The sequence below is a fragment of the Streptomyces pristinaespiralis genome, assembly GCF_001278075.1.
Classification (GTDB): domain Bacteria; phylum Actinomycetota; class Actinomycetes; order Streptomycetales; family Streptomycetaceae; genus Streptomyces; species Streptomyces pristinaespiralis.
Genome location: NZ_CP011340.1, coordinates 4,713,380 through 4,739,489, shown reverse-complemented (window position 1 = coordinate 4,739,489; position 26,110 = coordinate 4,713,380). Strand labels below are relative to the sequence as shown.

General features: G+C 69.1%; 25 protein-coding genes and 2 pseudogenes. 12 read left to right on the top strand and 15 right to left on the bottom strand.

The features are described from left to right. Positions 1 to 110: 110 nt before the first annotated feature. Together SPRI_RS20190 and SPRI_RS20185 are read left to right on the top strand one after the other, a co-directional pair. Positions 111 to 533: a hypothetical protein gene (locus SPRI_RS20190; RefSeq protein ID WP_037774331.1), complete on the top strand. Its 423-nt coding sequence runs from the start codon at positions 111 to 113 to the stop codon at positions 531 to 533. A gap of 156 nt (positions 534 to 689) precedes the next feature. Further along, entirely contained in the window at positions 690 to 1,412 is a 723-nt protein-coding gene (locus tag SPRI_RS20185) for a nucleotidyltransferase family protein (protein ID WP_005315660.1), read from the top strand. A 125-nt stretch (positions 1,413 to 1,537) separates the two neighbouring features. Here SPRI_RS20185 and SPRI_RS20180 read toward each other — a convergent pair whose 3' ends face one another. The 6 genes from SPRI_RS20180 to SPRI_RS20155 form a co-directional block, all read right to left on the bottom strand. Next, positions 1,538 to 3,088: a DoxX family protein gene (locus tag SPRI_RS20180; protein WP_053557146.1), complete on the bottom strand. Its 1,551-nt coding sequence runs from the start codon at positions 3,086 to 3,088 to the stop codon at positions 1,538 to 1,540. A gap of 179 nt (positions 3,089 to 3,267) precedes the next feature. After that, on the bottom strand, positions 3,268 to 4,221 hold the full coding sequence (gene rlmB / locus SPRI_RS20175; protein WP_005315655.1) for a 23S rRNA (guanosine(2251)-2'-O)-methyltransferase RlmB: 954 nt from the start codon (positions 4,219 to 4,221) through the stop codon (positions 3,268 to 3,270). Positions 4,222 to 4,299: 78 nt separating this feature from the next. Further along, positions 4,300 to 5,694, bottom strand: a complete 1,395-nt coding sequence (gene cysS / locus SPRI_RS20170) for a cysteine--tRNA ligase (protein ID WP_005315652.1) — start codon at positions 5,692 to 5,694, stop codon at positions 4,300 to 4,302. A 95-nt stretch (positions 5,695 to 5,789) separates the two neighbouring features. Then, a complete protein-coding gene (ispF, locus tag SPRI_RS20165; protein ID WP_005315649.1) occupies positions 5,790 to 6,293 on the bottom strand; it encodes a 2-C-methyl-D-erythritol 2,4-cyclodiphosphate synthase in 504 nt (167 codons plus the stop codon). Next, on the bottom strand, positions 6,283 to 7,020 hold the full coding sequence (gene ispD / locus SPRI_RS20160) for a 2-C-methyl-D-erythritol 4-phosphate cytidylyltransferase (RefSeq protein ID WP_037774327.1): 738 nt from the start codon (positions 7,018 to 7,020) through the stop codon (positions 6,283 to 6,285). Before ispD ends, ispF begins: the two co-directional genes overlap by 11 nt. A gap of 278 nt (positions 7,021 to 7,298) precedes the next feature. Next, positions 7,299 to 7,781, bottom strand: a complete 483-nt coding sequence (locus SPRI_RS20155) for a CarD family transcriptional regulator (RefSeq protein WP_003953493.1) — start codon at positions 7,779 to 7,781, stop codon at positions 7,299 to 7,301. 621 nt (positions 7,782 to 8,402) lie between these two features. Between SPRI_RS20155 and SPRI_RS20150 the strand changes: the two genes are divergently transcribed. Next, the gene (locus SPRI_RS20150; protein ID WP_005315643.1) at positions 8,403 to 9,101 is read left to right on the top strand and encodes a hypothetical protein; all 699 of its coding nucleotides are present in this window, start codon (positions 8,403 to 8,405) and stop codon (positions 9,099 to 9,101) included. Positions 9,102 to 9,192: 91 nt separating this feature from the next. Here the strand turns inward: SPRI_RS20150 and SPRI_RS20145 are convergent, their stop codons facing one another. Beyond that, positions 9,193 to 9,873, bottom strand: a complete 681-nt coding sequence (locus SPRI_RS20145) for a response regulator transcription factor (protein WP_053557145.1) — start codon at positions 9,871 to 9,873, stop codon at positions 9,193 to 9,195. Further along, a complete protein-coding gene (locus SPRI_RS20140; protein ID WP_005315639.1) occupies positions 9,870 to 11,126 on the bottom strand; it encodes a sensor histidine kinase in 1,257 nt (418 codons plus the stop codon). The genes SPRI_RS20145 and SPRI_RS20140 overlap by 4 nt, the downstream gene beginning before the upstream one ends. A 196-nt stretch (positions 11,127 to 11,322) precedes the next feature. Between SPRI_RS20140 and phoU the strand changes: the two genes are divergently transcribed. The 3 genes from phoU (at position 11,323) to SPRI_RS20130 (ending at position 13,164) form a co-directional block, all read left to right on the top strand. Next, entirely contained in the window at positions 11,323 to 12,000 is a 678-nt protein-coding gene (gene phoU / locus SPRI_RS20135; RefSeq protein WP_005315637.1) for a phosphate signaling complex protein PhoU, read from the top strand. A gap of 114 nt (positions 12,001 to 12,114) precedes the next feature. Next, positions 12,115 to 12,264: a hypothetical protein gene (locus SPRI_RS38900; protein WP_182327687.1), complete on the top strand. Its 150-nt coding sequence runs from the start codon at positions 12,115 to 12,117 to the stop codon at positions 12,262 to 12,264. Positions 12,265 to 12,405: 141 nt separating this feature from the next. After that, positions 12,406 to 13,164, top strand: coding sequence for a DUF6928 family protein (locus SPRI_RS20130; protein ID WP_037774324.1), 759 nt, complete (start codon positions 12,406 to 12,408; stop codon positions 13,162 to 13,164). Positions 13,165 to 13,429: 265 nt separating this feature from the next. On the opposite strand, the gene SPRI_RS20125 is transcribed toward SPRI_RS20130, so the two are convergent. Together SPRI_RS20125 and SPRI_RS20120 are read right to left on the bottom strand one after the other, a co-directional pair. Continuing rightward, complete coding sequence (locus SPRI_RS20125; protein WP_005315632.1) at positions 13,430 to 15,028, bottom strand: restriction endonuclease; 1,599 nt, start codon at positions 15,026 to 15,028, stop codon at positions 13,430 to 13,432. Positions 15,029 to 15,296: 268 nt separating this feature from the next. Further along, positions 15,297 to 15,761 carry a hypothetical protein gene (locus SPRI_RS20120; RefSeq protein ID WP_005315630.1) on the bottom strand — a complete coding sequence of 155 codons (465 nt, stop codon included), beginning with the start codon at positions 15,759 to 15,761 and terminating at the stop codon, positions 15,297 to 15,299. A gap of 269 nt (positions 15,762 to 16,030) precedes the next feature. On the opposite strand from SPRI_RS20120, the gene SPRI_RS20115 reads away from it, so the two are divergent. Beyond that, entirely contained in the window at positions 16,031 to 16,687 is a 657-nt protein-coding gene (locus SPRI_RS20115; protein ID WP_199782716.1) for a DUF3800 domain-containing protein, read from the top strand. Between the two features lie 446 nt (positions 16,688 to 17,133). Here SPRI_RS20115 and SPRI_RS20110 read toward each other — a convergent pair whose 3' ends face one another. After that, positions 17,134 to 17,673, bottom strand: a complete 540-nt coding sequence (locus SPRI_RS20110; protein WP_037774323.1) for a hypothetical protein — start codon at positions 17,671 to 17,673, stop codon at positions 17,134 to 17,136. A 598-nt stretch (positions 17,674 to 18,271) separates the two neighbouring features. Between SPRI_RS20110 and SPRI_RS20100 the strand changes: the two are divergent. The 4 genes and pseudogenes from SPRI_RS20100 to SPRI_RS20085 all read left to right on the top strand — a co-directional run. Next, positions 18,272 to 19,165 (top strand): annotated as a pseudogene (locus SPRI_RS20100) (replication initiator); the annotation flags it as partial. Beyond that, complete coding sequence (locus tag SPRI_RS20095; RefSeq protein ID WP_005315622.1) at positions 19,158 to 19,397, top strand: helix-turn-helix transcriptional regulator; 240 nt, start codon at positions 19,158 to 19,160, stop codon at positions 19,395 to 19,397. The pseudogene SPRI_RS20100 and the gene SPRI_RS20095, both read left to right, overlap by 8 nt. Continuing rightward, a complete protein-coding gene (locus SPRI_RS20090) occupies positions 19,397 to 20,656 on the top strand; it encodes a tyrosine-type recombinase/integrase (RefSeq protein WP_050791535.1) in 1,260 nt (419 codons plus the stop codon). The genes SPRI_RS20095 and SPRI_RS20090 overlap by 1 nt, the downstream gene beginning before the upstream one ends. A 712-nt stretch (positions 20,657 to 21,368) precedes the next feature. Continuing rightward, complete coding sequence (locus SPRI_RS20085; RefSeq protein ID WP_050791534.1) at positions 21,369 to 21,563, top strand: hypothetical protein; 195 nt, start codon at positions 21,369 to 21,371, stop codon at positions 21,561 to 21,563. An 85-nt stretch (positions 21,564 to 21,648) separates the two neighbouring features. On the opposite strand, the gene SPRI_RS20080 is transcribed toward SPRI_RS20085, so the two are convergent. Next, positions 21,649 to 22,410, bottom strand: coding sequence for a phosphoglyceromutase (locus tag SPRI_RS20080; protein ID WP_005315620.1), 762 nt, complete (start codon positions 22,408 to 22,410; stop codon positions 21,649 to 21,651). Positions 22,411 to 22,563: 153 nt separating this feature from the next. Between SPRI_RS20080 and SPRI_RS20075 the strand changes: the two genes are divergently transcribed. Next, on the top strand, positions 22,564 to 23,892 hold the full coding sequence (locus SPRI_RS20075) for an MDR family MFS transporter (RefSeq protein WP_005315618.1): 1,329 nt from the start codon (positions 22,564 to 22,566) through the stop codon (positions 23,890 to 23,892). A gap of 32 nt (positions 23,893 to 23,924) precedes the next feature. Here the strand turns inward: SPRI_RS20075 and SPRI_RS20070 are convergent. The 3 genes and pseudogenes from SPRI_RS20070 to SPRI_RS20060 all read right to left on the bottom strand — a co-directional run. Then, positions 23,925 to 24,200, bottom strand: a pseudogene (locus SPRI_RS20070) (MFS transporter); the annotation flags it as partial. Next, entirely contained in the window at positions 24,149 to 24,331 is a 183-nt protein-coding gene (locus SPRI_RS38710; protein WP_162492190.1) for a hypothetical protein, read from the bottom strand. The gene SPRI_RS38710 and the pseudogene SPRI_RS20070, both read right to left, overlap by 52 nt. Positions 24,332 to 24,395: 64 nt before the next feature. Further along, positions 24,396 to 26,072 (bottom strand): glycosyl hydrolase family 28-related protein, encoded by a 1,677-nt coding sequence (locus SPRI_RS20060; RefSeq protein WP_037774316.1) that lies wholly within the window; start codon positions 26,070 to 26,072, stop codon positions 24,396 to 24,398. Positions 26,073 to 26,110 lie beyond the last annotated feature (38 nt).

Below are 26,110 nucleotides of genomic sequence, written 5' to 3'. Positions count from 1 at the left end.
CCCATTTCACCGACCGGCGTCAACACGGTAATCGAAAGGCGCGGTCGAACCATCCCTCGCGTGAGTGACTAAATGTCTCCAAATCATCACTGGCCGCTACGCTCGCGAGCGTGACCCACACAGCCCGCCGAATCGGCCGCTCTCTCGCCCTCGTTCTGCCTGTCGTCCTGGTGCTCTCCGGAACCCTCGCGGTCACCGCCGTCCCGTGGGCAGGGCAGGCCACCCAGTCGCAGATGCTCACCGCCTCCTCGGAGAACGTGTCCGTACGCGCCAAGTCCCGCGCCCCGCAGGACGTTCTGCGCGACCGGCTGCTCCTGGAACTGCAGACGAAGGACCCGGGCGTCGCGCTCACCCACCTCCAGCGGGAGGTCGAGGCGCGCCCGTCGCTCGCCGAGCACTGCATGTCCCTCGCGCGGACCCTCGGCCGCGCCGCCGTGGAGCGCTACGGGCCGACCCGCGCCCAGTCGTTCTCCCGGCCCGTCTGCGACACGTCGTTCGCCACGGGCGTCGCACAGCAGGCGCAGGGCTCCTGACGGCCGCCGTACGACATGAGGGCCCGGGCGGACCCCCCGCCGGGCCCTGAACGCCCGGTGCGCTCCCACGCCCCGCACTGGCCGCCTCACGCCCCGCACGGCGCTGACGCCGTCCCGGGCCCAGGGGCGGCCGGCCCGCCGCATATCGTTCAGGCCATGCAAACGCCTACGTTTCCGACGCAGGCCGTTGTCCTGGCGGGCGGCCAGGGCTCTCGGCTGCGCCCGTACACCGACGACCGCCCCAAGCCGATGGTCGAGATCCCGGGGACCGGCACCCCGATCATCGGTCACCAGCTTGCCTGGCTGGCCGAGGAGGGCGTGACCGACGTCGTGGTGTCCTGCGGCCACCTCGCGGAGGTCCTCCAGGAGTGGCTGGACAGCGCGGTGCTGCCCCTGCGCGTCAAGACCGTCGTCGAGACGGAGCCGCTGGGCCGCGGTGGCGGCCTGAAGTACGCCGCGGCCGCCCTGCCGCATCCCGATCAGCCCTGGTACGCGACCAACGGCGACATCTGGACCCGCTTCTCGCTGCGCGAGATGGCCGCCTTCCACGCCGAACGCGACGCCGCGGCGACCCTCGCGCTCGCGCGTCCGCGCATCCCCTGGGGTGCTGTCGAGACGGACGCCTTCGGGCACATCACGGACTTCATCGAGTCACCGCCGTCGCCGTACCTGATCAACGCGGGCGTGTACGTCTTCTCCGCCGAGTTCACGGGCCTCCTGCCCGATGTGGGCGACCACGAGCGGACGACGTTCCCCCGGCTGGCGCGTGAGCGCCGGCTGGCCGGGTTCCCGTTGCCGAACGGGGCCTACTGGCGGGCGATCGACACGGCGAAGGACCTGACGGAGGCCGCCAAGGAGCTTTCCACCCAGGTGCGTTGACCCTACGCGCTCCGCCCTTCCCGCCCGCGCTTGCCGCCCGCGCTTCACGTGGCACGGACGAAGGGGCGGTCACCGGATGGATCCGGTGACCGCCCCTTCGTTGTTCCGCGGACGGGAACGGGCGCTCAGCCCAGCAGGCCGCCGATCACACCGCCGCCCCCGTCGGAGCCGCCGCTGCCGCCGTCGGAGCCGTCGCCCGACCCGCCGCCGGTGGTACCGCCCGAGCTGCTGCCGCCGGTCGAGGTCGGCCCCGTGGTGCCGGAGGACGGCGGAGGGGCGGGCCGGGAGCCGCTGGGCGACTGCCCGCCGCTGTCCTGCGTCTCGCTGGGCGTACCGGCGACCTGGCCGCTCTCCCGCACGCTCTCCTGCGGCGGCGTGGACGCCGCCTCCTTGGGCTTCTCGGTGGGCCGGCTGGCGGACGGGGAGGGCTTGTCCTTGCGCGGGCGCGGAGAGCCGGACCCGCTCGCCGACTCCTCGGGCAGCGGGGCGCCGGGCAGGTAGTTGGTCGGGTTCTGGTTCGGGCCGGGCACGGTGACCATGTCGTTCGAGCGGACGGCGCCGCCGAGGACCGAGCCCACGAGCATCGTGAGTCCGACGACGACCGCGGCGACGAGGCCGCCGCGGCGCAGCACGCGCCGGCGGAGGTCCCACAGTTCGGAGCGGGGTCCGAGGGTGCGCCACGCCTCGCCGGCGAGACGGCCGTCGATCGAGTAGACGGGGGCGCCGGCGATGATCAGCGGCGACCACGCCGCCAGGTAGATGAGGTCCGGCGTCTCGTACACGGGGACCGAGCGCCAGCTCACGGTCATGATCAGCGCCGCGGAGAGAAGTGCGCCGATGACCGCCGCGACGCGCTGCCACAGTCCGAGGACGGTGAGGACGCCGACGATGACCTGGAGGAAGGCGACGGTGAGGCCGGAGCCGACCGGGTGGGCGACGGCGAAGTCACGCATCGGCTCGCCGAGCGCCCACGGGTTCAGGGCATTGAGCCACTTGACCATGGACCCGCGGTCGCCGCCGTCGAAGTAGACGGGGTCGCAGAGCTTGCCCATGCCGGCGTAGACGGAGATGAGGCCGAGGAGCACCCGCAGCGGCAGCAGCACCACGCCGAGGTTCATCCGGCGGCCGGGGTAGTAGGCGTGCCGCACGGAGTCCGCGCCGTGGCGCTGCGGGGAGCGGCGCTCCGCCCGTTCCCTGTCGAAGCCCTCGTCGTCGTACGCCTCGACCTCGTACGTCCCCGCGTCGTACGGCTGCTCGTCGCGGGACGGGCCGGTGTCGTAGGAGTCGTAGGCGCCGACCGCCTGCCGCATGGGGGGCAGCAGCGGCCTGTCCCGGCCGGGGCCGCCGGGGGCGGGGACCGTGGGGGTCGCCACGGTCTCGTCGATGTCGACGCGGGGCATGACCTGGGTCGCGCCCGCGCTGTAGGCCTCGTGCTCGAGGGTGGAGTTGCGTACGGCCTGCAGCAGCCCGGTCGCCCCGGAGTCCCCGGGAGCCGACCTGCCGCTCCATACGACGGGCGCTCTGCGCGGCCGTCCCGCGGCGCCGGCTCCGGCGAGCGGGCCGAGACGCGCGGTGTCCGCCAGGGCACGTGCGGGGCGCGGGCTCCGGGCGAGCTGCACCCGGAAACTGGCGTGGCTGACGATGACCTGCGCGGGATCGCAGTCCACCTTCACCATGCTCAACGCAGGCTGATCATCGAACCCGGACCGGGGCGTTCTGGTGTCCACACTCATCTAACCGAGTGATGTGTGTTTAGGGCACGGCCGTGACGGGCCCGATCTGTCCGAGACCCGTCAAGCGCTCCTTATCGACCGGTTTGCGCCCCTGGCCGTCCGAAAACGGCCCGATACGGTCCTCAGGCGCGCCGCTTGGCCGCCTCGTACAGCACGACACCGGCCGCGACACCCGCGTTGAGGGACTCCGCGCCACCCGGCATGGGGATGCGGACCAGGTAGTCGCAGGTCTCGCCGACGAGACGGGACAGGCCCTTGCCCTCGCTGCCCACCACGATGACCAGCGGTCCGCCGAGAGCCTCGAGGTCCCCGACCTCGGTCTCTCCGTCGGCGGCCAGGCCCACGACGGTCAGACCGGCCTTCTGGTACGACTCCAGGGCGCGCGTCAGGTTGGTGGCCCGCGCGACCGGCGTACGGGCGGCGGTGCCTGCGGAGGTCTTCCACGCGCCCGCGGTCATGCCCGCGGCGCGGCGCTCGGGGACGACCACGCCGTGGCCGCCGAAGGCCGAGACGGAGCGGACGACGGCGCCCAGGTTGCGGGGGTCGGTGACACCGTCGAGGGCGACGATCAGCGGGTCCTCACCGTCGTCGAACGCCGCGGCGGCGAGGTCCTCCGGGTGCGCGTACTCGTACGGCGGGACCTGGAGCACCAGGCCCTGGTGGTTGAGCCCGTTCGTCAGCCGGTCGAGCTCGGGGCGCGGCGCCTCCATGATGTTGATGTTGCCGCGTCCGGTGGCGAGCTGGAGCGCCTCGCGCACCCGCTCGTCGTTGTCGATGAACTGCTGGACGTAGAGCGTGGAGGCCGGCACGCCGTCGCGCAGCGCCTCGAAGACCGGGTTGCGGCCGACGACCATCTCGGAGGTGCCCTTGCCGCCGCGGCGGGCCACGGGCCTGCGGGTGGCGGCCTTCCTCGCCTGCGCGTTGGCCACCCGGTTCTTCTTGTGGCCCTTACGGGCGGAGGCGGGCGGCGTCGGGCCCTTGCCCTCGAGACCGCGGCGACGCTGGCCACCGCTGCCGACCTGCGCGCCCTTCTTGTTGGACGTGCGGCGGTTCCTGCGCTGGCTGTTCCCGGCCATGACTTTTAGTTCCTCTGGATCGCGTCGTTAAGTGAAAGTGTGCCGCCCGGAACACCGGGCGGCACATGTGCCCGGTGCTCAGCGCGGTCCGAGTGTCCAGCGCGGTCCGTCGGGACCGTCCTCGATGACGAGTCCGGACTGGTTCAGCTGGTCGCGGATGGCGTCCGCCGTCGCCCAGTCCTTGCGGGACCTGGCCGACTCGCGCTGCTGGAGCACGAGCCTGACGAGCGTGTCGACGACCCCGTGCAGGTCTTCGCCGCGGTCGGCCTCACCCACCCAGTGCGGGTCGAGCGGGTCCAGGCCGAGGACTCCCAGCATGGCACGGACCTCGGCGAGGCGTGCCACGGCGGCTTCCTTGTCGTCGGCGGCCAGCGCGCTGTTTCCCTGCCGGACCGTGGTGTGGATGATCGCGAGGGCCTGCGGTACGCCCAGGTCGTCGTCCATGGCCTCGGCGAACGCGAGCGGCACCTCTGCGGCGGGCGCGACCGGCCCGGCCTTCTCGACGACCCGCTGGACGAAGCCCTCGATCCGCGCGAACGCCGACTCGGCCTCGCGCAGGGCCTCCTCGCTGTACTCGATCATCGAGCGGTAGTGCGGGGTGCCGAGGTAGTAGCGCAGGACGATGGGGCGCCAGTTCTTCACCATCTCGGCGACGAGCACCGAGTTGCCGAGCGACTTCGACATCTTCTCGCCGCTCATGGTGACCCAGGCGTTGTGCACCCAGTACGAGGCGAAGGCGTCGCCGTAGGCCTTGGCCTGGGCGATCTCGTTCTCGTGGTGGGGGAAGATCAGGTCGAGACCGCCGCCGTGGATGTCGAAGGCCTCACCGAGGTACTTGTGCGCCATCGCCGAGCACTCCAGGTGCCAGCCCGGCCGGCCGCGGCCCCACGGGGTCTCCCAGGAGGGCTCGCCCGGCTTGGTGGACTTCCACATGGCGAAGTCACGCGGGTCGCGCTTGCCCGAGACCCCCTCGTCCGGCTGGCGAAGGTCGTCGATGTCCTGGTTGGACAGCGCCAGGTACTCGGGGAAGGACCGCACGTCGAAGTAGACGCTGCCGTCGGCCTCGTAGGCGTGGCCGCGCTCGATCAGGCCGCGCATCATCTCGACCATCTCGGTGACATGGCCGGTGGCGCGCGGTTCGTAGGTGGGCGGGAGGCAGCCGAGTGCCTCGTAGCCGTCGTTGAAGGCGCGCTCGTTCTCGTAGCCGATGGACCACCAAGGGCGGCCCTGGTCGGCCGACTTGGCGATGATCTTGTCGTCGATGTCGGTCACGTTCCGGATGAACGTGACGTCGTAGCCGCGGTACTCGAACCAGCGGCGCATGATGTCGAAGTTCAGTCCGGACCGGATGTGCCCGATGTGCGGGGCGGCCTGCACAGTGGCACCGCACAGGTAGATCGAGACGCAACCCGGCACGAGAGGGGCGAAGTCACGGATCTGCCGGGCGCTGGTGTCGTACAGGCGAATGGTCACGCAACAAGGGTAGTGGGCGCGTGGTAGTGCCTCGCGACCGTTTCCTGCCATGACGTGACATCAAGGTGACACCGACCACACCCGCGCCCCGCCCGTCACCCCGTCCGGACCACGAGCGCGGTCGCTATGGCGGCGAGCCCTTCCGCCCGTCCGGTCAGGCCGAGACCGTCGGTGGTGGTCCCCGAGACCGCGACCGGCGCGCCCACCGCGGCGGACAGTGCCTTCTGCGCCTCGTCGCGGCGCTTGCCGATCTTGGGGCGGACGCCGATCACCTGAACGGAGACATTGCCGATCTCGAAACCGGCGGCACGCACGATCCGCGCCGCCTCCGAGAGCAGGGCGACCCCGGAGGCGCCGGACCACTCGGGCCGCGAGGTGCCGAAGTGCGCGCCGAGGTCACCGATGCCGGCGGCGGAGAAGAGGGCGTCGCAGGCGGCGTGCGCGGCGACGTCACCGTCGGAGTGCCCCGCGAGGCCGTAGCCGTCGCTCTCGGGGCCCTCCCAGAGCAGGCCGGCGCACCACAGCTCGCGCCCCTTCTCGAAGGCGTGCACATCGGTGCCGATGCCGACCTGCGGCAACCGGAGCTCCTCAGAAGCCATCGGTGGCCCTCCTCCTGGCGAGTACGGCCTCGGCCAGTACGAGATCGAGCGGCCGGGTCACCTTGAAGGCCTCCTCGTGCCCCGGGACGACGACGACCGGCAGGCTCAGCTGCTCGACCATGCTCGCGTCGTCGGTGACGTTGTCGGTGACCGTCGCGTGCGCGCGCACGAGGGTGTCGCGGTCGAAGCCCTGGGGCGTCTGCACGGCGCGCAGAGCCGCCCGGTCGGGAGTGGCGACGACGGGCTCCGGCTCGTCCTTGCCGGCAGGTCCGACCTGCTTGACGGTGTCCGCGAGAGGCAGGGCGGGCACGACGGCGGGAGCGCCGTCACGTACGGCCTCGATGACGGAGTCGACCGTCTCCACGGGCACCAGCGGGCGGGCCGCGTCGTGCACCAGGACGGTCCCGATGTCCTCGGGCAGCGCCTCGAGACCGAGGCGTACGGACTCCTGGCGTGTGTCACCGCCGGGTACGACGAGGTAGTCCGTCCTCTCGGGCAGGGAGTGCGCGTCGAGGAGCCGCTTCACCTCGGGGGCGCCGTCGGGCGGCGCGACCACCACGACCAGCGAGACGGCCCGGGACGCCGCCATGGCGCGCACGGCGTGGACGAGCATGGGCGTGCCGTTCAGCGCGCGGAGCGCCTTCGGTGCGCCGGGACCGAGCCGCACACCCCGGCCGGCGGCCGGGATCACGGCCGCGGTGCGGTGGTGGCGCGATACGTCTGACATCGGTTGCACTCCGGCAGGTTTGTTTCCTCAGCCGACATGGGTATGGCCACAGCGTGCCGGGCACGACGCCTTGACGGGCCCTTCCGTGACCACTGGTCTGCGCCAGCCGCCGAGGCCCGGCACGCCACGTCGGACGACGACGACGGCCGCGACCGTCAGAAAGTTACGACCCTGCAGCTGCGACCTTTCATACACATGCCGCAGCGCCCGGCGGCAGGCTGGATTTCACGGAGGGTGATTTCACAGCGTGCCAGCGGGCACCGCGGCATTATTGTGCGTCAGGACGCGAGGACCTCGTCGAGCAGAGCCTCGGCCTTGTCCTCATTGGTGTTCTCCGCGAGGGCGAGCTCGCTCACCAGGATCTGGCGCGCCTTTGCGAGCATCCGCTTCTCACCTGCGGAAAGCCCACGCTCGCGCTCGCGACGCCACAGGTCGCGCACTACTTCGGCGACCTTGATGACATCGCCGGAGGCGAGCTTCTCGAGATTTGCCTTGTAGCGACGGGACCAGTTCGTCGGCTCTTCGGCGTACGGTGCACGAAGCACCTCGAAGACCCGGTCCAGTCCGTCCTGGCCGACCACATCGCGTACGCCGACGAACTCCGCATTGTCCGCTGGCACGCGAACCGTCAGGTCACCCTGGGCGACCTTGAGCACCAAGTAGGTCTTGTCCACGCCTTTGATCTGGCGAGTTTCGATGGCCTCGATCAGCGCGGCCCCGTGATGGGGATAGACCACGGTGTCGCCAACCTTGAACGTCATGTGACAGGTACCCCTTCCGTGGCTATCCAGGGTAACACGGATACGGCTTCTTCTGAATGGCGTTTTCGCAGGTCAGGGCATATCTCGGGGCTTGACAACCGAGACAGGAACGTGCTGCGGGCGGCTTCCGGAGTGCGGTATTCGCAGGTCGGAGCCGCTGCGCGGGCGGACAGAAACACGCGCGTCACAGACCGCGTACCCCCCTCCGAAGAGGCTGAACGTCCCGATTTGCCGGATTCTTGACGGTGAACTTCCCGTACTCCGTTCGGCCGCCGCTCACCCGTACGGACGGACGCGCCGGAGAATCCGGAATTGATCACCGCGGCTATTCGCAAGGAATGTGTGACGCCCCGGGAAATTGATCACCACGGTTATGTGAACGGGCCGGTCGGCGGACGATCGGAACACCTGATCGGGGGCACTTCATCAGGACACTCACCGGGTCGCGCGCCGGCATCCGCAGACGGTCGCCCGGGCGCGTCCTTCTCCTCCGGTACCGGCAAAGGGCGGGTCGGGTGCGGGACGTGATCGGCGGCTCGGTAACCTGAGCGCGAGCTGACACGCCCTTAGCCGGTGGCAGCCGCCACCACCCCGTCCGTACGTAGAAGGAGAAGCGCCGCCGTGAGCAGCAGCCTTCGACGCGGTGCCCTCGCCGGCGCTGCCATCGTCTTCTCGATCGCCTCGCTCTCCGCCTGCGGTGCGGGCAACGACGCGCAGACCCTCCAGGTCAGGCCGGACAACGCGGCCACCTCGGTCGACAACCTGAAGCTGCAGAACGTGAACGTCATCACGCAGCCGAAGCCGGACGTGAAGGGCCCCGCCGTGGTGGCCCTGACGATCTTCAACGAGGGCGTGAAGCCGCAGACCCTCGAGTCGATCACGCTGCCCGGCTCCGACGCCAAGGTGAAGCTGACCCCCGCCAAGGGCTCCAAGGCCGTCACCGTCCCCGCACAGGGCCGCGTCATCATCGGCGGCAAGGACAACGCCTCCGCCGTGATCGAGAACGGCAACCAGGAGATGAACGACGGCTCGATGCGCGAGGTCGTCTTCCGGTTCAGCGAGACGGGCGACGTCAAGCTGCGGGCACTGGTCGTCCCGGCGACGAACTACTTCAAGGGCTTCGGCCCGACCGAGATGCCGAAGCCGTCGCCCGCCGCGCCGACCAAGTCCCCCTCCGGCAGCCCGTCCGGCACGCCCACCGGCAGCCCCACCGGCAGCCCGGCCTCCCCCGAGGCTCCGGAGGGCGACACGGAGGCGGCCGGCAGCGAGCCCGAGCTGCCGACCGACTCGGCGTCCGCCTCGCACAGCGCGGGCCACTGACCCCCGCACACGAACGCCGAAGGGGCGCCCGCCGGAATCCGGCGGGCGCCCCTTCGCTGTGGGTACGGCGGGCAGGCGGCCCGCCGGACTGCTACGGCTCGAACTTGTAGCCCAGCCCGCGGACCGTCACCAGATAGCGCGGCGCGCCCGGGTCGGGCTCGATCTTGGCGCGAAGCCGCTTCACATGGACGTCGAGGGTCTTGGTGTCCCCCACGTAGTCCGCGCCCCACACCCGGTCGATCAGCTGCATACGGGTCAGCACGCGGCCCGCGTTGCGCAGCAGCATCTCGAGCAGGTCGAACTCCTTGAGCGGCAGGTCCACCTTGCCGCCGGAGACGGTCACCACGTGACGGTCCACGTCCATGCGGACCGGCCCGGCCTCCAGGGCCGCCGGCGTGACCTCCTCCGGCTCGCCCCGGCGGCGGAGCACCGCGCGGATACGGGCGACCAGCTCGCGCGAGGAGAAGGGCTTGGTGACGTAGTCGTCGGCTCCTATCTCCAGTCCGACGACCTTGTCGATCTCGCTGTCCTTGGCGGTCACCATGATCACGGGCACGTTCGAGCGGCCCCGCAGCTGGCGGCACACCTCGGTGCCGGGCAGGCCGGGCAGCATCAGGTCGAGGAGCACCAGGTCGGCTCCGTTGCGTTCGAACTCGTCGAGTCCGTCCGGGCCCGTGGTCGCCACAGCGACCTCGAAGCCCTCCTTGCGGAGCATGTAGGACAGGGCGTCGCTGAAGGATTCCTCATCCTCGACGACGAGCACTCGGGTCACGGAAGGACCTCCGGGGCAGGAATTTCGGTGTTCGGATCGGTGTCGTAAGGCCGGTCGTCGTCCTCTTCGACGCGATCCTGGCCACTGGTTGCGCGTTCTTTCGCCGCGCCCGCCTCCGGCAGGCGCAGCGTGAAGGTGGAGCCCTGTCCCTCGGAGCTCCAGACCGTGACCTCCCCGCCGTGCGAGGCGGCCACGTGCTTGACGATGGCCAGCCCCAGGCCGGTGCCCCCGGTGGCGCGGGAACGGGCGGGGTCGACCCGGTAGAACCGTTCGAAGATCCGCTCGCGGTCCTTCTCGGAGATGCCGATGCCCTGGTCGGTCACGGCGATCTCGATCAGGTCCCCGCCCGGGGCCGAGACACGGCGGGCGGAGATGCCGACGCGGGTACGGGCCGGTGAGTAGTTGACGGCGTTCTCGACGAGATTGCCGAGAGCGGCTGCGAGCTTGCCACGGTTCCCCCAGATCCGCAGGTCGGGCGCGGCTCCGGCGGCCATGGTGATCTGTTTGGCGGACGCGGTCTGCCGGGAGCGGTCGATCGCCTCCGCGACCAGTTCCTCCACCCGCACGGGCTCTGAATCCTCGAGCGGGTCGTCGTTCTGCACCCGGGAGAGGTCGATGAGCTCCTGCACGAGGTTGGTGAGCCGGGTCGCCTCGATCTGCATCCGGCCGGCGAAGCGGGTGACCGCCTCGGGGTCGTCGGAGGCGTCCATGACAGCCTCGGAGAGCAGGGAGAGCGCCCCGACGGGGGTCTTGAGCTCATGGCTGACGTTGGCGACGAAGTCGCGCCGTACGGCCTCTATGCGGCGTGCCTCCGTCAGGTCCTCGACCAGCAGCAGGACCAGTCGCGATCCGAGGGGCGCGACGCGGGCGGAGACGGCCAGCGCCTCGCCGCGACCGGTGCCGCGGCGCGGCAGGTCGAGCTCGACCTGCCGTATCTCCCCGTCCCGCCGGGTGTCGCGGGCCATGTGCAGCATCGGTTCGACGGCGAGCTTGCCGCCGCGGACCAGGCCGAGGGCGTACGCCGCGGAGCTGGCCTTGACGACGGAGTCCGACTCGTCGAGGACGACCGCGGAACTGCGGAGCACCGACAGGACCGTGTCGACGCCGGGCGGGAGCACGGCATCGGTGTGGAGCGACGTACGGGTGGGCCGCTTCTGTTCGCGCTCGCTCCAGCGGAACGCCAGCACGGCGATGACACCGGTGCACAGACCGGCGATCGCTGCTGCTGCGGCAACCGCCGCGTTCACGTCCATGCATTCAGGTTATGCGGGTCCCGGGGCACTCTCCCAGCCAAACGGGTGGCACCTCGAACACTCGTCGCTCAGAGTTCACCAAGGGGAAAGTGCTGGTTCATTTGGGATGGAGCCGTCGGACTCCTGCCCACCGGAACGTGGGAGCGTGGGGGTTCGAGCCCCACCCGGACCCCGGTCGTATCAAGAGAGGGACACCATGCGGGACGCGTACCACGAGGAACTGGACTCGATCGGCGAGGGCCTGGTCGAAATGGCCCGGCTGGTCGGGTCGGCGATCGGGCGCGCCACCACGGCCATGCTCGACGCCGATCTCAAGCTCGCAGAGAACGTGATCGCCGGCGACCAGAAGGTCGACGATCTGCAGCACGACCTGGAGGCACGGGCGATCGCCCTGCTGGCGCGGCAGCAGCCGGTCGCCACGGATCTGCGGATCGTGGTCACCTCGCTGCGGATGAGCGCCGACCTGGAGCGCTCCGGCGACCTGGCCCAGCACGTGGCCAAGCTGGCGCGGCTGCGCTTCCCGGACCGTGCCGTGCCGAACGACCTGCACGCCACGATCCTGCAGATGGGACAGCTGGCCCAGCGCCTGATGGCGAAGGCGGCGGAGGTCATCATCACCAAGGACGTCGACCTGGCGCTCCAGCTGGAGCAGGACGACGACGAGATGGACCTGCTGCACCGCACGCTCTTCCAGCACCTGATGGACGACCGCTGGAAGCACGGCATCGAGACGGCGGTCGACGTGACGCTGCTCGGCCGCTACTACGAGCGGTTCGCGGACCACGCGGTGTCGGTGGCCAAGCGTGTGGTCTACCTGGTGACGGGAGAGCACGCCGACGAGATCCAGCAGCAGACGACGGTGGAGGGCGCATAACAGCGCCGAGGGGGCGTACGGGGGGCGCTTGCGCGCATGCGCCGTTGATGCGCCCGGCCGGGCGGGACTGCAATGGGCGTGGCGGCATTTCCGTACGCCCCTGAGGAGGGACCCATGGCCGAATCCCCCACCCCCGACCCCCGGCAGGAAGCCCCGCGCGAAGCGGTCCACCTGCCCGTCCTCGGCGCCTGCGGCTGCGGCTCCGGCTGCGGTTGCGGCTGCCAGTCCGGCGCTCCCTGCCAGTGCGGTGGCTGCTGCGGCTGAGTCGCACACGTACGACGAGGGCCCCGTCCGTTCGCGGACGGGGCCCTCGTCGTACGTGGTGCCGACCGCCGCTCGGCGGCCCGTGTTGTCGGAGGGAGGGGGTACGTTGCGGGCACCATCGAGCGCGTCCGGGGAGGGGCTTTGGGAGCGAAGACCGGTCTGATCGTGTACGCCGACGGCGATGTGCCGGACCTGCTGCGGCACGTGGGAACGGCGGACCGGGAGCGGACATCGGCGATGATGCGGCGTCTCAACCCGGGCTGCGACATCGAGGAGTGCGAGGGCTCGGACCTCTACGAAGGCGTCTATCCCTCCGACGGAACGGCTTATGCCGCGAGCTGGCCGGGCGTCGAGATCGTCTGCGATCGGCGCGTGATGATCGATGCCCCGTCGAAGCTCCCGGAACATCTCGTCGCGGCGAGCGCCGGCCGCCGGCTGGTCCTGCACGCCATGCACAGCGTGGTCGACTGGCTCGCCTTCGCCGTCTGGGAGGACGGGCGGCTCGTCCGGTCCCTGAGCGTGTCCCCCGACCACGGGATCATCGAGAACATCGGGGAACCGCTGCCCTTCGAGCTTCCCTACTGGGCCGGGCAGCGTCCGGCGGACGTCGTTCCCTGGCCGGGTGAGGAAGGGGAGCCGTACGCCCTGCCGTTCCATCCTCTGGAGCTCGCCGAGGACGCGCTGCGCGCGCTCTGCGGCTTCATCCAGGAGGGGCTTCCCGAGCTTGAGGACGTCGAGGCGGAGAGCATCGAACTCCATGGCTTCCTCGTGCGGGACCCGGACGACCTCGATCCCGCGGAGAAGGAGGCCGAGCGGCGGCGGCTGATGGAGGCGATGGGGCCACCGCGGGTCTACAGAATGGGTCCCGACGGCTCACTGATCGAGCAGGACGGCTTCTAGGACCGCCCGGGCCTCGAGCAGGCCCAGGACAGCAACGAGCCCCCTGCTCGCGGAGAAACCGCAGGCAGGGGGCTCGTTCAGGTCGTGCTACTTCTTCTTGCCCTGGTTCTTGCCGGGCATCTTGGTGAGCTGGGTTTTTACTGGTCAGGGACAGTACAAACGCGCGCCTGGTGGTCGACGTTGGTCGTCATTGGCCACTGTCGAGCGACCTCGGACGGCCCAGGGACGGCCCAGATCCCCGGCCTGGAGGGGCCGCCCGGCGGTCTCAGCGTGAGGGGCGCCTCTTCGGGGGGACCGGGCCAGGAATCACATCCTTGCCAAGGTGTTCCTTGATCAGGTACTTCAGTTCCGGCCCTTCGATGAGCTGGAGCCGGCCATGCTGGCGGGCAAAGTCGTGGCTGGCCCTGCCGAACCACGATGTGGTGATCAGGACCCCCTTGGCAGCACGCTTGTGCTCCACCACGCCGGCGAGCGCCTGGACGGACTCAACACCGACCAGCTTGCTGTAGCGCTTCGCCTGAATGATGCACTCACCGTTGAAGACGGGGTCCTTGCTGACGGCGACTGCATCAACGCCCTCGTCTTTGGACGCCTGGGTGTTCCAGGCCTCCATGCCGATCGCCTCAAACAGTTGGCGAATCAGGTGCTCGAACTCGGTGGGCGTCAGCTTCACCAGCACGGGCCTGCTGTCTAGGCCGGCGACTACATCCATGCTGTCCATCAGTCTGTACTTGGACAGGTTGAACTCGACGATGGGACGAATCGGTTCGAGATCGTAGGGGTTGGGAGACACCAGGGCATTGAGCCCTCTGAGGCACTGCGCTGGATCAACCTGACTGAGACGAAGCTTCCCGAACTGCTCCCTGCTGGCGCTGAGCGTCACCAGACAGGGTGAGACCTCCTGGCCCGTGGCCCGGTCAATGGTTTTCACATGACCATTCAGGATCACGCCATTGACGATCCGGTCCGGATCACTCGTCAGGACCTCGTGGACTGTCCGTAGAGCGACTTGCGCCAGGACGGAGGCGTAGATCTCCTTGCGCTCCTTCTCCGGACGAGGCAGCACTGTCGTCTCGTCTCGGTTCTTCACGTACCGGTAGCCCCGCACGGTAGGAACGATCGCCTCCGGAGGCAAGTGGATCTCAACGAGTACATCACCGGTGGCAGGGCGAAAGGCGATTCGATGCTCGTGCGGGAAGCCCAGTGGATACTCCGATGCATCCAGAACGGCCCCAAGATGAGCCTCGACCGCCGTGGGCTCCCCGGCCCTGTAAGCCTCGCGCTCCTCGTCCAACTTCCGGTTGAAGGTGACCACCTCGTCAAGAGCTTGCGCTTCGGCCTGGCGGTGCTCGGCACGCTTCCGCTCCAGTGTTGCCAGCCGCTTCTCTTCTGCTCGGCTGTGGCGTTCTTGTGCCTCGCCGAACCGCACACGCGCCGCGGCAACCTCAGCTTCATAGCGCTTCCTGCCAAGGCCCAGAACAGCAGCCAGACCACCGGGCTCCGGTGGTGCGAACTCCTCCCAACGGGGGGAAGGTTCCCGACGAGACCAAGGACGCTCGTCTAACTCTCTTGGCGTGTGCGTCCTCCGCCGGCGCTCAAAGGTCGTTGGCGGATCGCCGACCAACGCGTCACGGAGCAACTGCCCCAGCTGCTTGACCTCGTGCTCGACTCCGATCGTGCGCACCTGCGCCTGTTCGGCCTGCTGCTCCTGATACGCGGCCTTCCGCTCGCGTTCCTGCCGTTTGCTGGCCGCCTCAGCGGCCTTGCGTTCCCGCTCCGCTTGCCGCGCCCGTTGCTCCTGGGCCCGCCGGAGAGCTTGCTGATGCTGGTACTCGCTACCTCGATCTCTGCCGCGCTGCGCCACCTGCTCGCCCTCCCCTGGCTTGGCTACCCCCTGAGCTGCATTCCCCTCTCACCTCGCAAAATCACCCGTCCTAGAGGCGTCACCCCGTCCGGGCCCGCAGTGTGCACGGCCTACTCAACGCGCCGGCGTTACAGCCCTGCCGCTGTCGGAGTCCGCTCGCTTCGGCGCCTGCCAGCAGTTGTAGTTCCCCTTGTGACCAGCTCTGTCTGGCGCTGTTATGGCACATGGAAGTCTCATGCGTAGCGTGGCCGAGTGCTGGTCCGAATGATCAGGCGTCGTCAATGTCCGTTCGGCCTGCCCGTCGCTTCCGCGATACGACCTTGGGCAGGCTGTCCAGTGGGTCCAGGACATGCCCCCTGCGGCGGCGGATGCACCGTTCGCGCGTCGCTGCAACCTCGGCCGTGTCGGGGTACGCGCTTCGGGCGTCGCGCTCGGCGGCGTAGAGGTACTCAGCCATCCAGCGGTACTGGTCTTCTAGCGCCTGCGCCCTGAGGGCATCTGGGTGCTGGCCGAAGCGCTTCTGGGCTGCTGTTCGTCCCACACCGAAACACTGGGCGATACGCCCCCAGGAATAGCGCCGGGTACGAGCCTCAGCCACGACGTCTGGGACTACTCGACGTACAGCATCCTCGAACAGGGAAGTCGCCCTCAGCGTGGTCATTCCCTCTATGCCCCCGCGCAAGTACCAAATCCCGAACCGGACGGCCGCATCGGCAAGATCCTCTTCGTTCATGGCGACCCAAGGTTCAAGGGGCCAGGCGGGATCGTCGTACGAGACCCATGGCCACGGTCGCGCAGGGTCGAAGTGTGTTTCTGCCGTTTTCTTGATCAATGAACTTTTGCCAGCTACCTCGTCCACACGTCCACTCTACGTGGACAGATGCGGCCATTGCGCGCTCAAAGTGCCACTGAGGCGTGCCAACATATCTTCGTATGAACGGAGTTGCAGGCAACAGATGCCCACTCCGAGGCGAACCGGGAGTAGAAGGACGGAGGTTGTCCGTGGCCGAGATCTACATGTACGCCGACGAGACAGGCGACCTAGACATGTCGGGATCCCCTGGCGCAAGTAGGTACTTTGGCTTCGGAACCGCCGTCTTCGAGGGGGACCACGGCCACTCGCTTTGGGAGGGACTCCAGTTGAGGTGCCAGTTGGAGCGACGAGGTGTCTCGCTGCCGCAGGGCCTGCACGCGAAGAATGACTCCCATGCGACCCGGAGCGAGGTCTTTGAGCTCATTGAGTCCCAGGCTCCACGCTTCGACACGACGTTCCTGGCGAAGCAGAACGCGTACCCCTATGTCCGCGCAGCCGGCCCCATGCGGCTCTATAAGCTGGCCTGGTACTTGCACTTCAAAGAGATCGTGCAACGAGTCAGCTCGCCGGGTGACACTGTCTACGTCATTGCAGCTTCCCTGACGACCAACAAGAAGGAAGGGAGCGCCCGGCATGCCCTCGCGGACGTTTGCCAGCAGTCGGCGACCGACCGGGAGATCGTTCTGTGTGTCTGGAACGCGGCAACTTCCTGGGGCGTTCAGGTTGCCGACTATGCTCTGTGGGCCACACAGAGAGTGCTGGAAGACCGCAAGTGCCCCTGGTACACGTCCAGCATCGAACCCACGCTGAAGTCAACGTTCAAGCCGTGGGGGCTGGCAAAGTAAGAGGCCAGCTATCCCGAAACGGGAAGAGGTCCCCTGGACCCCTTTTCACTGGCCACTAGCCATGCAACCCGATGACGCACAAGGCGTCAAGCGAGCTGCACCTTTCGATCCCATTTTATATCGAACAGGTGATCCATTAAAGACGTGGTGTGTTGATCGTCCGACCAGGGTGATTGGGCCTGCCAGGTCGACGGATTCTCAATGGCCAAGTAAAGCCGGAGAGGCGTCGTCCATCGACGGGGACGACGCCCCTCCGGGCATGAGTCTTGCGGTCTGTCCTCATCCTTGTCAGGTCGATCATGGGGACTCGGCGACATCAGTCAACCCGTGGGCGTCCTCGGCTGATCGTCCGGCGAGGTTCGGCGTTGGTCGCCAGTGTCCGTGCCTGTTGATGTCGGCCATCGATGTCAACCGCCACCTGCCGTCTTGACAGGCTGGCTCCACGCTCACTCCGGCGCTTCCTCTTGCGGCGCTGACGGTCGGCTGTGCCGCCTCGGGTGGCCTTCAAGACGGAGCCGGTACCACTCAGTCACTTGCGAGCTCAGCCGGGCGAAGTCCGCCCCTAGCGCCATCAGCCTGTCTGCCTCTAGCGGGTGCTGATCTATCCCTCCGTTCTTACGGTTGTTCGTCCACACCTCGCTGCTCTCCGTTCCGGTCACACAGAGGCCATGGACGTACTTGTTCCGCTCCCTAAACGCAGTGCGGCACTTGCCCGAGATGTCGGCCATCTCCTGAGCCGCTTCGTCCGAGACGGCCCCTACGTCGATGATGCGCTTGACGGCATCAAGCACGGCAGACGCCTGCATGCCGGCCGTCACGAGGATCGCGTACCGCCCGTCTACCAGGCGGCGAATCGTCTGATGCAGGAAGAACTCCAACATCGCTGCTTGCCGGACCATGAAGCCCAGCGCCAGATCAAGTTCCTTCTGATCTGGCCTCATCTCCCAGTCGCGACGGTACAACTCAACGTCCCTGCGTTCTGCCATAGCGGCATCCTGGCGTACCAGCACCTAGGCGGGACATCGATTAACAGAACGTCCTACATGGGGCAGCCTGGCAACGCGGTCGGTGAACCGGCTTTGGGCGGGAGCTGCCATGGGGCGAGAGATCATGGCCCCGTAAGCTTCCGGCGAGTCGGGCAGTCTGTGGACCTGCCCGGTAAAGCACGACGTTGGGGCCATGATCTTCGAGGCTCGCCCCATGGTGGCTGCCTAAAGCCGTGGAGCCGACCGGCCCCAGCCACAGCGGGCTACCGTCCACTGCATCAGGTGTGCTCGCTCCAGCCGCGCGGCCGGCGGAGCCGGGGCCGGAGCGGGGCGGAGACAGGAGCGTCGGGGCCCGGCGCTGGAGCCGGGGCCGCGCGCGGCGAGCGGAGCGAGCCGCCTTGAACCAGTAGAGAAAGTTGTAACTCAGTCTGCGCGGTGGGGCTTGAAGCTTCGTGCGCATGCTGGGAGTTCGGCGTCCTGCCGGTGTGCGAGGGGCAGGAAGATCACTGGCCGGATCGTCCAGGTGATGCAGACGTCGGCATGGGTGATGGTCACCGTGCAGGGCTCTGAGCGCATCAGGGCTCTGCGGGTTTCGGCGCGCTCTTCGTACAGCCACGTCCACGCTTCGTCCGACGCGTCGGAGTCGAGCGCCGGTGAGATGGTGCGGAGAGCGATGGCTACCCAGCGGTCTGCCTGGGGTGCCGAGTATGCGTCGAACGATGCCAGGCGCGCCGGCCTGACCCAACGCACCTTCCGCGAGTACGCCCGGGTGTCCTTCGCCAAGGTCGCCGAGTACCAGAAGCGCGGGGCCGTCCACTTCCACGCCGTCATCCGCCTCGACGGTCCCGAGGGCGGCGACACCCCGCCTCCCGCCTGGGCCACCGCCGAACTGCTGACCGACGCCATCCGGGCCGCCGCCACCGCCGCCCGCGTGGACGGTCCGGTCATCGACGGCCGGGCCCACGCCTTCGCCTTCGGCCGTCAGCTCGACGTGCGCACCATCCGCTCGGCCGACTTCGACGGCGGCCAGGAGCTGACCGAGCGGGCCGTCGCCGCGTACATCGCCAAGTACGCCACCAAGGGCGCCGAGACCGCCACGGGAGCTCTCGACCGGCCGCTGAGGTTCCTCGCCGAGCTCGCCCAGCTCGACATCAGCGACCACGCCCGTCGGCTCATCCGCACCGCCTGGACCCTCGGCGCGCGCAAGGACCTCGAACACCTCCGCCTGCGGGCCTGGGCCCACATGCTCGGCTTCCGGGGCCACTTCTCCACCAAGTCCCGCCGCTACTCCACCACCCTCGGCGCCCTCCGCGACTCCCGCGCCGAATGGCGCCGTGCACAGGCCCTGTCAGCGGACGGGACCGACCCGGACACGACCCTCGTCCTCGCGCACTGGGTCTACGCCGGGACCGGCCTCACCGACGCCGAAGCCTGGCTCGCCGAAACCCTCGAACCCGCTCCCGGAACGGAAGGAGAACCCACCCATGGGTAGCCGTCGCCTCGCTGTCGCGGAAGCGGCTTCCGAGCTGCGTGGTCTGCCGTCGCGGTACCTGACTCCTGACGACCTGGTGGCGATGTTCGACCTGCCCAGCGTCGAGACGGGCTACCAGTGGCGCCGCAAGCGCACCGGTCCCCGTGGCTTCCGGGTCGGCCGGCACCTGCGCTACGACCCTGCGGACGTCCAGGCCTGGGTCGAGTCCCTGCGGGAAGGGGCTGCCGCCTGATGGCCGGGCACATTCAGGACCGCTGGTACCGGACCGAGACCGGCCCGGACGGGAAGGTGCGCAAGGTCAAGACCGAGCGCTACGGATCCGGCCTGCGCTACCGCGCTCGCTACGTCGGCCCGGACGGCACGGAGAAGTCCAAGAGCTTCCCCGACCGTCAGAAGCGGCTCGCTGATCAGTGGCTGGCGCACATCGAGGCGGACATGGCGCGCGGGCAGTACATCGACCCACGTGCTGCCCGGATCACCTTCCAGCAGTACGCCGAGCGCTGGGTCGCCACGCAGGGCGCCGACCCGAACACCCAAGCCTCGATGGAGTCGCAGCTACGGCTGCACGCCTTCCCCTACCTCGGCTCGCGTCCGCTCGGCTCCTTCCAGCCGGCGCACATCCGGGACTGGGTGCGGCAGTTGCAGGAGAACGGCGTCCGGGGGTCGTACGCACGGACGATCTACTCCAACGTGCGCGCGGCGCTCAGCGCGGCCGTGGACGACGGCCACCTTCCCCGGAACCCTTGTGCTGCTCGGTCGGTCCGGCCGCCGACCGTCGACGACAAGCGCGTTGTGCCGTGGACGCCCGAGAGGGTCTTCGCCGTCCGGGCCGCCATGCCCGAGCGCTACCAAGCCATGGTCGACCTGGGCGGCGGCTGCGGACTCCGCCAGGGCGAGATCCTGGGCGTGGCCGTCGACGCGATCGACTTCGAGTCGGACACGCTCCACGTGGTCCAGCAACTGAAGCTGAGCCGCAGCAAGGCCGTGTTCGCGCCACCGAAGGGCGGCAAGCTGCGGGACGTGCCGCTTCCTGGCCCTGTCGCCGATGCGCTGCGGGCCCACATGAAGCGGTTCCCACCGGTCGAGATCACCTTGCCGTGGAAGGTTGCCGACGGCCCTCCGGTGACCAAGCAGCTCATCTTCACCGGGCCGCGCGGCGGGCATGTCCGGAGGACGTCGCTCAACGAGGAGGCGTGGAAGCCGGCGTTGGCTGCGGCCTGCGTCATCCCCGTGCCCGAGCGGGGCCAGCCGTACGCCGAGTCCCGCGAGAACGGCATGCATGCTCTCCGCCACTTCTACGCCTCGGTGCTCCTGGACGCGGGGGAGAACATCAAGGCCCTCGCCGAGTACCTGGGCCACTCGGAACCGGGCCTGACGCTCCGCGTGTACGCGCACCTGATGCCGTCCAGCCAGGAGCGTACGCGTAACGCTGTGGCCTCTGTCTTGACTCCTCCAGGGGACAGAGGCTCGAGGAAGTTGCGGACTTTCTAGAGTGGTAACACCATCCGTGAAAGTTCCTTCGGGGCGCAAATCTTCGACGAAGTTGCGGACTTTCTAGAGTGGTAACACCATCCGTGAAAGTTCCTTCGGGGCGCAAATCTTCGACGAAGTTGCGGACTTTCTAGAGTGGTAACACCATCCGTGAAAGTTCCTTCGGGGCGCAAATCTTCGACGAAGTTGCGGACTTTCTAGAGTGGTAACACCATCCGTGAAAGTTCCTTCGGGGCGCAAATCTTCGACGAAACCGCAGATGAGTGAGCAAGGAGACGTCCTGATGACAGCCATCCACCCGTCCATCTGCCCGGACGCCCGCCCGGCCGATCTCCCTTCCGTCCGGCCGCCCTCCCGCCCGGCCTCTTTCCCGGCCGATCTCCCTCCCGCCCGGCCGGTCGGCCGTCCGACCGGGAAGCCTTCCGATCAGTCACCGCGAAGGCGGCCCTTAGCGCAGAAGAAGGCCCACAGATGCAAGAAAACAAAGTGCGCCGGAAGTAGGGTTCAAAAGAAGTCCCGGCAACTTAGCGCGTCGGCCGACTCGACGCCTATGCGGAAGCGCTGATTCCGCAATCATGTAGGGATTTGCGCGGCGTGACACCCCTGCAATATCGTTCTGAGCGCTAGCGGGGAAGCGAGAAGGCCACCCATTGCCCTGGGTGGCCTTCGATCTCCATTAGCGCCTTTTTGTTGAGTCAACTAGGAGGAACCCATGGAGGACACTATGGTGCCACGCTTCCGCGTAACCATCGACATCGCCCTCCGCGAACTTCCGTTCGCGGTGGTCGGGGGCGCGGGTAGCGCCCTCGGTATCTGGGTGGAGGCTCCCGTGTACGCCGTCGCTGTCGGGGCCTTCCTCATCACGTTCCGAGTCACCGCCCGCCTCTGGAAGGGGCAGGACCTCTAGCGTCACGGCCCAAGCACGGCCCAGACATGACATCAGGCCTCCTACCAGCAGAGAAACCGCTGGTAGGAGGCCTGATACATCGGGCTTACTTCTTCTTGCCCTGGTTCTTGACCGCCTCGATCGCGGCCGCCGCCGCGTCCGGGTCGAGGTAGGTGCCGCCCGGGTTGACCGGGTTGAAGTCGGCGTCGAGCTCGTAGACGAGGGGGATCCCGGTGGGGATGTTCAGACCGGCGATGTCCGCGTCGGAGATGCCGTCCAGGTGCTTGACCAGCGCGCGCAGGCTGTTGCCGTGGGCGGCGATCAGGACCGTGCGGCCCGCGAGCAGGTCGGGGACGATGCCGTCGTACCAGTACGGCAGCATGCGCTCGACGACGTCCTTGAGGCACTCGGTGCGGGGACGCAGCTCGCTCGGGATGGTCTGGTAGCGGGCGTCGTTCGCCTGCGAGAACTCGTTGTCGTCGGCGAGGACCGGCGGAGGCGTGTCGTACGAGCGGCGCCAGAGCATGAACTGCTCCTCGCCGAACTCGGCCAGCGTCTGGGCCTTGTCCTTGCCCTGAAGGGCGCCGTAGTGGCGCTCGTTCAGCCGCCAGGTCCGGTGGACCGGGATCCAGTGGCGGTCGGCGGACTCCAGGGCGAGCTGCGCCGTGCGGATGGCGCGCTTCTGGAGCGAGGTGTGGAGCACGTCGGGGAGCAGACCGGCGTCCTTGAGCAGCTCACCGCCGCGGACTGCCTCCTTCTCGCCCTTCTCCGTGAGGTTGACGTCCACCCAGCCGGTGAACAGGTTCTTCGCGTTCCATTCGCTCTCGCCGTGGCGGAGGAGGATCAGCTTGTACGGTGCGTCGGCCATGCGCCCGAGCCTAATCGACTCGCCGCCGGCGCCGCGCGGCTGCCCGAGGAGCGGACCGTTGACGATCGCCGTCAATTGAGTGGCGACCGACGCCTCCTGCTAAGTAAGTTGCGGATGCTCAATAAGACCATTACAGCCGTGGGGGGCTCCCGTATGTCCATCGCTTCGCTCGGACGCGCAGCGCGCACGACCGTCTCCGGCCTGCCCCCCGGCTTCTGGTGGCTGTGGACCTCGACGCTGGTGAACCGGACCGGCGCCTTCGTGCTCACCTTCCTGTCGCTCTACCTGACCCAGGAACTGGGCTACTCGGCCTGGTACGCCGGTCTCGTCATCGCGTTGCACGGACTCGGCGGCGTGGCAGGGTCCCCGCTCGGCGGGATGCTCACCGACCGGTGGGGCCGGCGGCCCACGATGATCTCGATGCATCTGGCGGGTGCGGCCTGCGCCGCCGCCCTCGCCGTGGTCAGCAGCGCCTGGGGCATCGCGGTCGTCGTGCTCCTCATGGGTGTGGCGATGCAGGCCGTGCGGCCCGCGATCAGCGCGATGATCGCGGACATGGTCCCGGAGTCCGAGCTGCGCCGGGCCTACGCCCTCAACTACTGGGCCCTCAACCTGGGCTTCGCCGTCGCCGCGCTCGGCGGCGGTGCCGCGATCTTCCTCGGCTACCGGACCCTGTTCGTGGCCGACGCCGTGGCGACCGCCCTGTGTGCGGTGATCGTCTTCATGCGGCTGGGCGAGACCCGGCCCGCCGCCCGGGTCGACAGCGCCGGAGAGACGGTCGAGGAGGAGCGGGTGACCGTCCTCGACGTGCTGAAGGACGCCCCGTTCCGCACCCTGGTCCTGCTGAACCTGCTGGTCTGCCTGATCTTCACCGCACCGTGGGTGGGTCTGCCGCTGACCATGGCCGGTGAGGGACTGTCGGCCGATTCGTACGGCATGGTCATCGCCGTCAACGGTGTGGTGATCGTCGCCCTGCAACTGCTGGTCAACAGGATCACGGACAAGCGCTCACCGGCCGCGCTGCTCACCGTCTCCTCGCTGCTCTTCGCCGTCGGCACCGGGGCGACGGCCCTGGCCGGCACGCCGCTGGTGTTCGCGGCGACCGTGGTGGTGTGGACGCTCGGCGAGATGGTGCACGTCCCGACGAACGCCGCCGCGACCGCCCGGCTGGCCCCCGAGCACGCCCGGGGCCGCTACCAGGGCGTGATGGGCATGTCCTGGGCCGTCGCCGGATTCGTCGCCCCGATCCTGGCGGGCTGGGTCGTGGACGGTCCGGGTCCCGACGTCCTGTGGATGGGCTGCGCGGTGGTCGGCGCGGTGGCGGCGGTGGGTTACTCGCTGCTGCTGCGGCGGGCGCTGGCGGAGACCGGCGGGCCGGCGGAGCCCGCGGTGACCAAGGCCGTGGAGGTCGCGCAGGCGGTGGAGGTGACGGCCCTGCACGGCAAGGAGACCGAGCAGGGCGCGGCCCCTGTCGGGGGCTGACCTCGGCCGGCCGGCGTGCCGCGCTCTTCTTCCTAGGGGCCGGCCCGGACGTCCCGGGCCGGCGCCGGTTCCTCCGTCACCCGGGTCCCGGGGTGTCGGAGCGCGCACAGGAAGGCCACGGCGAGGGCCACGGCCATCCCGTAGAAGACCCACTGGTTGGCCTCCGCGAAGTCCATCCGGATCGCGTCCATCGAGTCGCGCATGATCCGCGCCCCCTCACCGGTGCCCGACGGCGCCCGGTCGTCCGCGTGGCCGGTCACCGCCTGGGCGATGTCACGGCCCGCCTCCCGGGCCGCCGTCTCCGGGACGTCTGGTCGATGAAGGTCATCGACACCGCGAAGAGCATCGCCGCAAGGGCCAGCGTCTGGTTCGGGGCGCCACGGGCGGAACCGCCGGCCGGACCCGAGTCGCGGCCCTCGGGGGCCCGTTCGGTGCTCATGATCCGAGTCTGGACCCGATGATCCATGTCCGCACATCCATCGGGATGTGCGGACATGCCCTGTTCAGCTCCCCAGTCGGCGCTGCGCCTCGTAGAGGTTGACCGGGTGAACGGCGCCGGGGGACCCGTACGCCTCGAGGCGGGAGTTGAGCGCGCCGGTGAAGTCCGGAACGTCGGTCTGGTCGAACTCGCGTACCTCGCTGATGGCGACGGTGGCGCTGTACAGGGCGATCCCGTCGATCCGGACCAGGCCCGCCCGGCCGTTGGTGACCGTGACGTTCCAGTGCGCGAAGCGGGCCCCGTACAGGGGTCCGGCGCTCGCGTCCCCGCCGTGCCGGCCGTTGTTCTCGACGGTGATCTCGGTGCGGACGCAGGCGAACGGCATGCCACGGTGGGTGTCGAAGGTGCCCATCTCCATCACACCGCGCGACCAGACGTTGTAGCTGGACAGGCCCTCGACGTTGATGCCGTGGAGCTGGGTCCCCGGGGGTGCGGGGACGGTGCGGCGGGCGACGGTGAAGTCCTCGACGAGGTTGTCGTGCGAGCCTTCGCGGCAGAAGTAGGGGTGGTGCGAGCCACGGCCCTCGACGCGGGTGCGGCGCAGGGTGCAGGCGGAGGCGGCGACGAGGCCGAACCCGTTGTCGACATGGCGCACGGTGACGTCGTCGGCCCAGCAGTCGTACGCGCACTGGAAGGTGACGCCGTTGTAGCCCTTGTCGAGCAGGTGCGGGGACTGCGGCGTCTCGACGGCCGCGAGGGTCAGGCCCTCCACGCCGGAGCCGGTGAGCGGTGTGACGAGAGTGGTGAGGCGGGGGTCCCATTCGGGGCGTACGTCGAGGGGCAGCGGGCGCTCGAGGGTGACGCGGTCGCGTTCGACCGAGGTGATGCGCACGGGCCATTCGTAGGGGACGTAGGACGTCAACTTGGTCTTGTCGTCCCAGACATACGTCTTGGTCCCCTCCCCGTCGCCGGCCATGTGCCGGAGCAGGGTGTGGCCGGCGTCGTCGGCGAGGCGGAGCATGACGAGCTGCCCACGGCGCAGCCCCGAGGTGTCGGAGACGGTGACGGACCGGTCGCCGCGGCGGGCCGGGGCGACGGTGGTGAGGGTCGTCCACTCGTCGCGCCGGTTGCCGGTCCAGCCCTCGAAGGGCCACGCCCTGGCTTTGATGGCGTCGGTGAGGGAGGCGTAACGGTCCTTCGGGCAGAGCCAGATGAGGCCGCCCGCCCAGGACCAGGAGGACTTGTCCCCGCCGTAGCGGGAGCCGTAGGGGCCGATGAGTTCGGTGAGGTTCTTGGTGGCGAGCAGGGTGGTGCGGCCGCTCCCGGCCCCGCGCAGGACGACGTCGCTGTGCCCGATGCGGATCACGTCGTCGATGCGGTACGTGCCCGGCGGGATGAGGACCGTGCCGCCGCCGCGTTCGCCGACAGCGGCGACGGCACGGTTGATCGCGGGCGCGCAGTCCACGGAGCCGTCGCCCCTGGCTCCGTAGGCGCGCACGTCGGCCCTGACGGGACGCCGCGGGAGGTGGCGCGCCCCGGCGCCCTGGCCGGCGCTGCCGATGTAGGGGATCTGCGGGTGGGTGTAGGGCGAGCGGCGGAACTCCCGCCACAGTTCAGGGGTGGTGCGAGTCCGCGCCGCCGCGGGAGCCGCCGCGAGGCCGCCGGACGCGGCGGTCGCCACGACGGCCGTCGCAGCGCCGAGCAATGTGCGTCTGCTGATGGCTCGTTGATCGGTCCCCATGACGCCACCTTCCATGGATGTGAACGACGTTCATATTT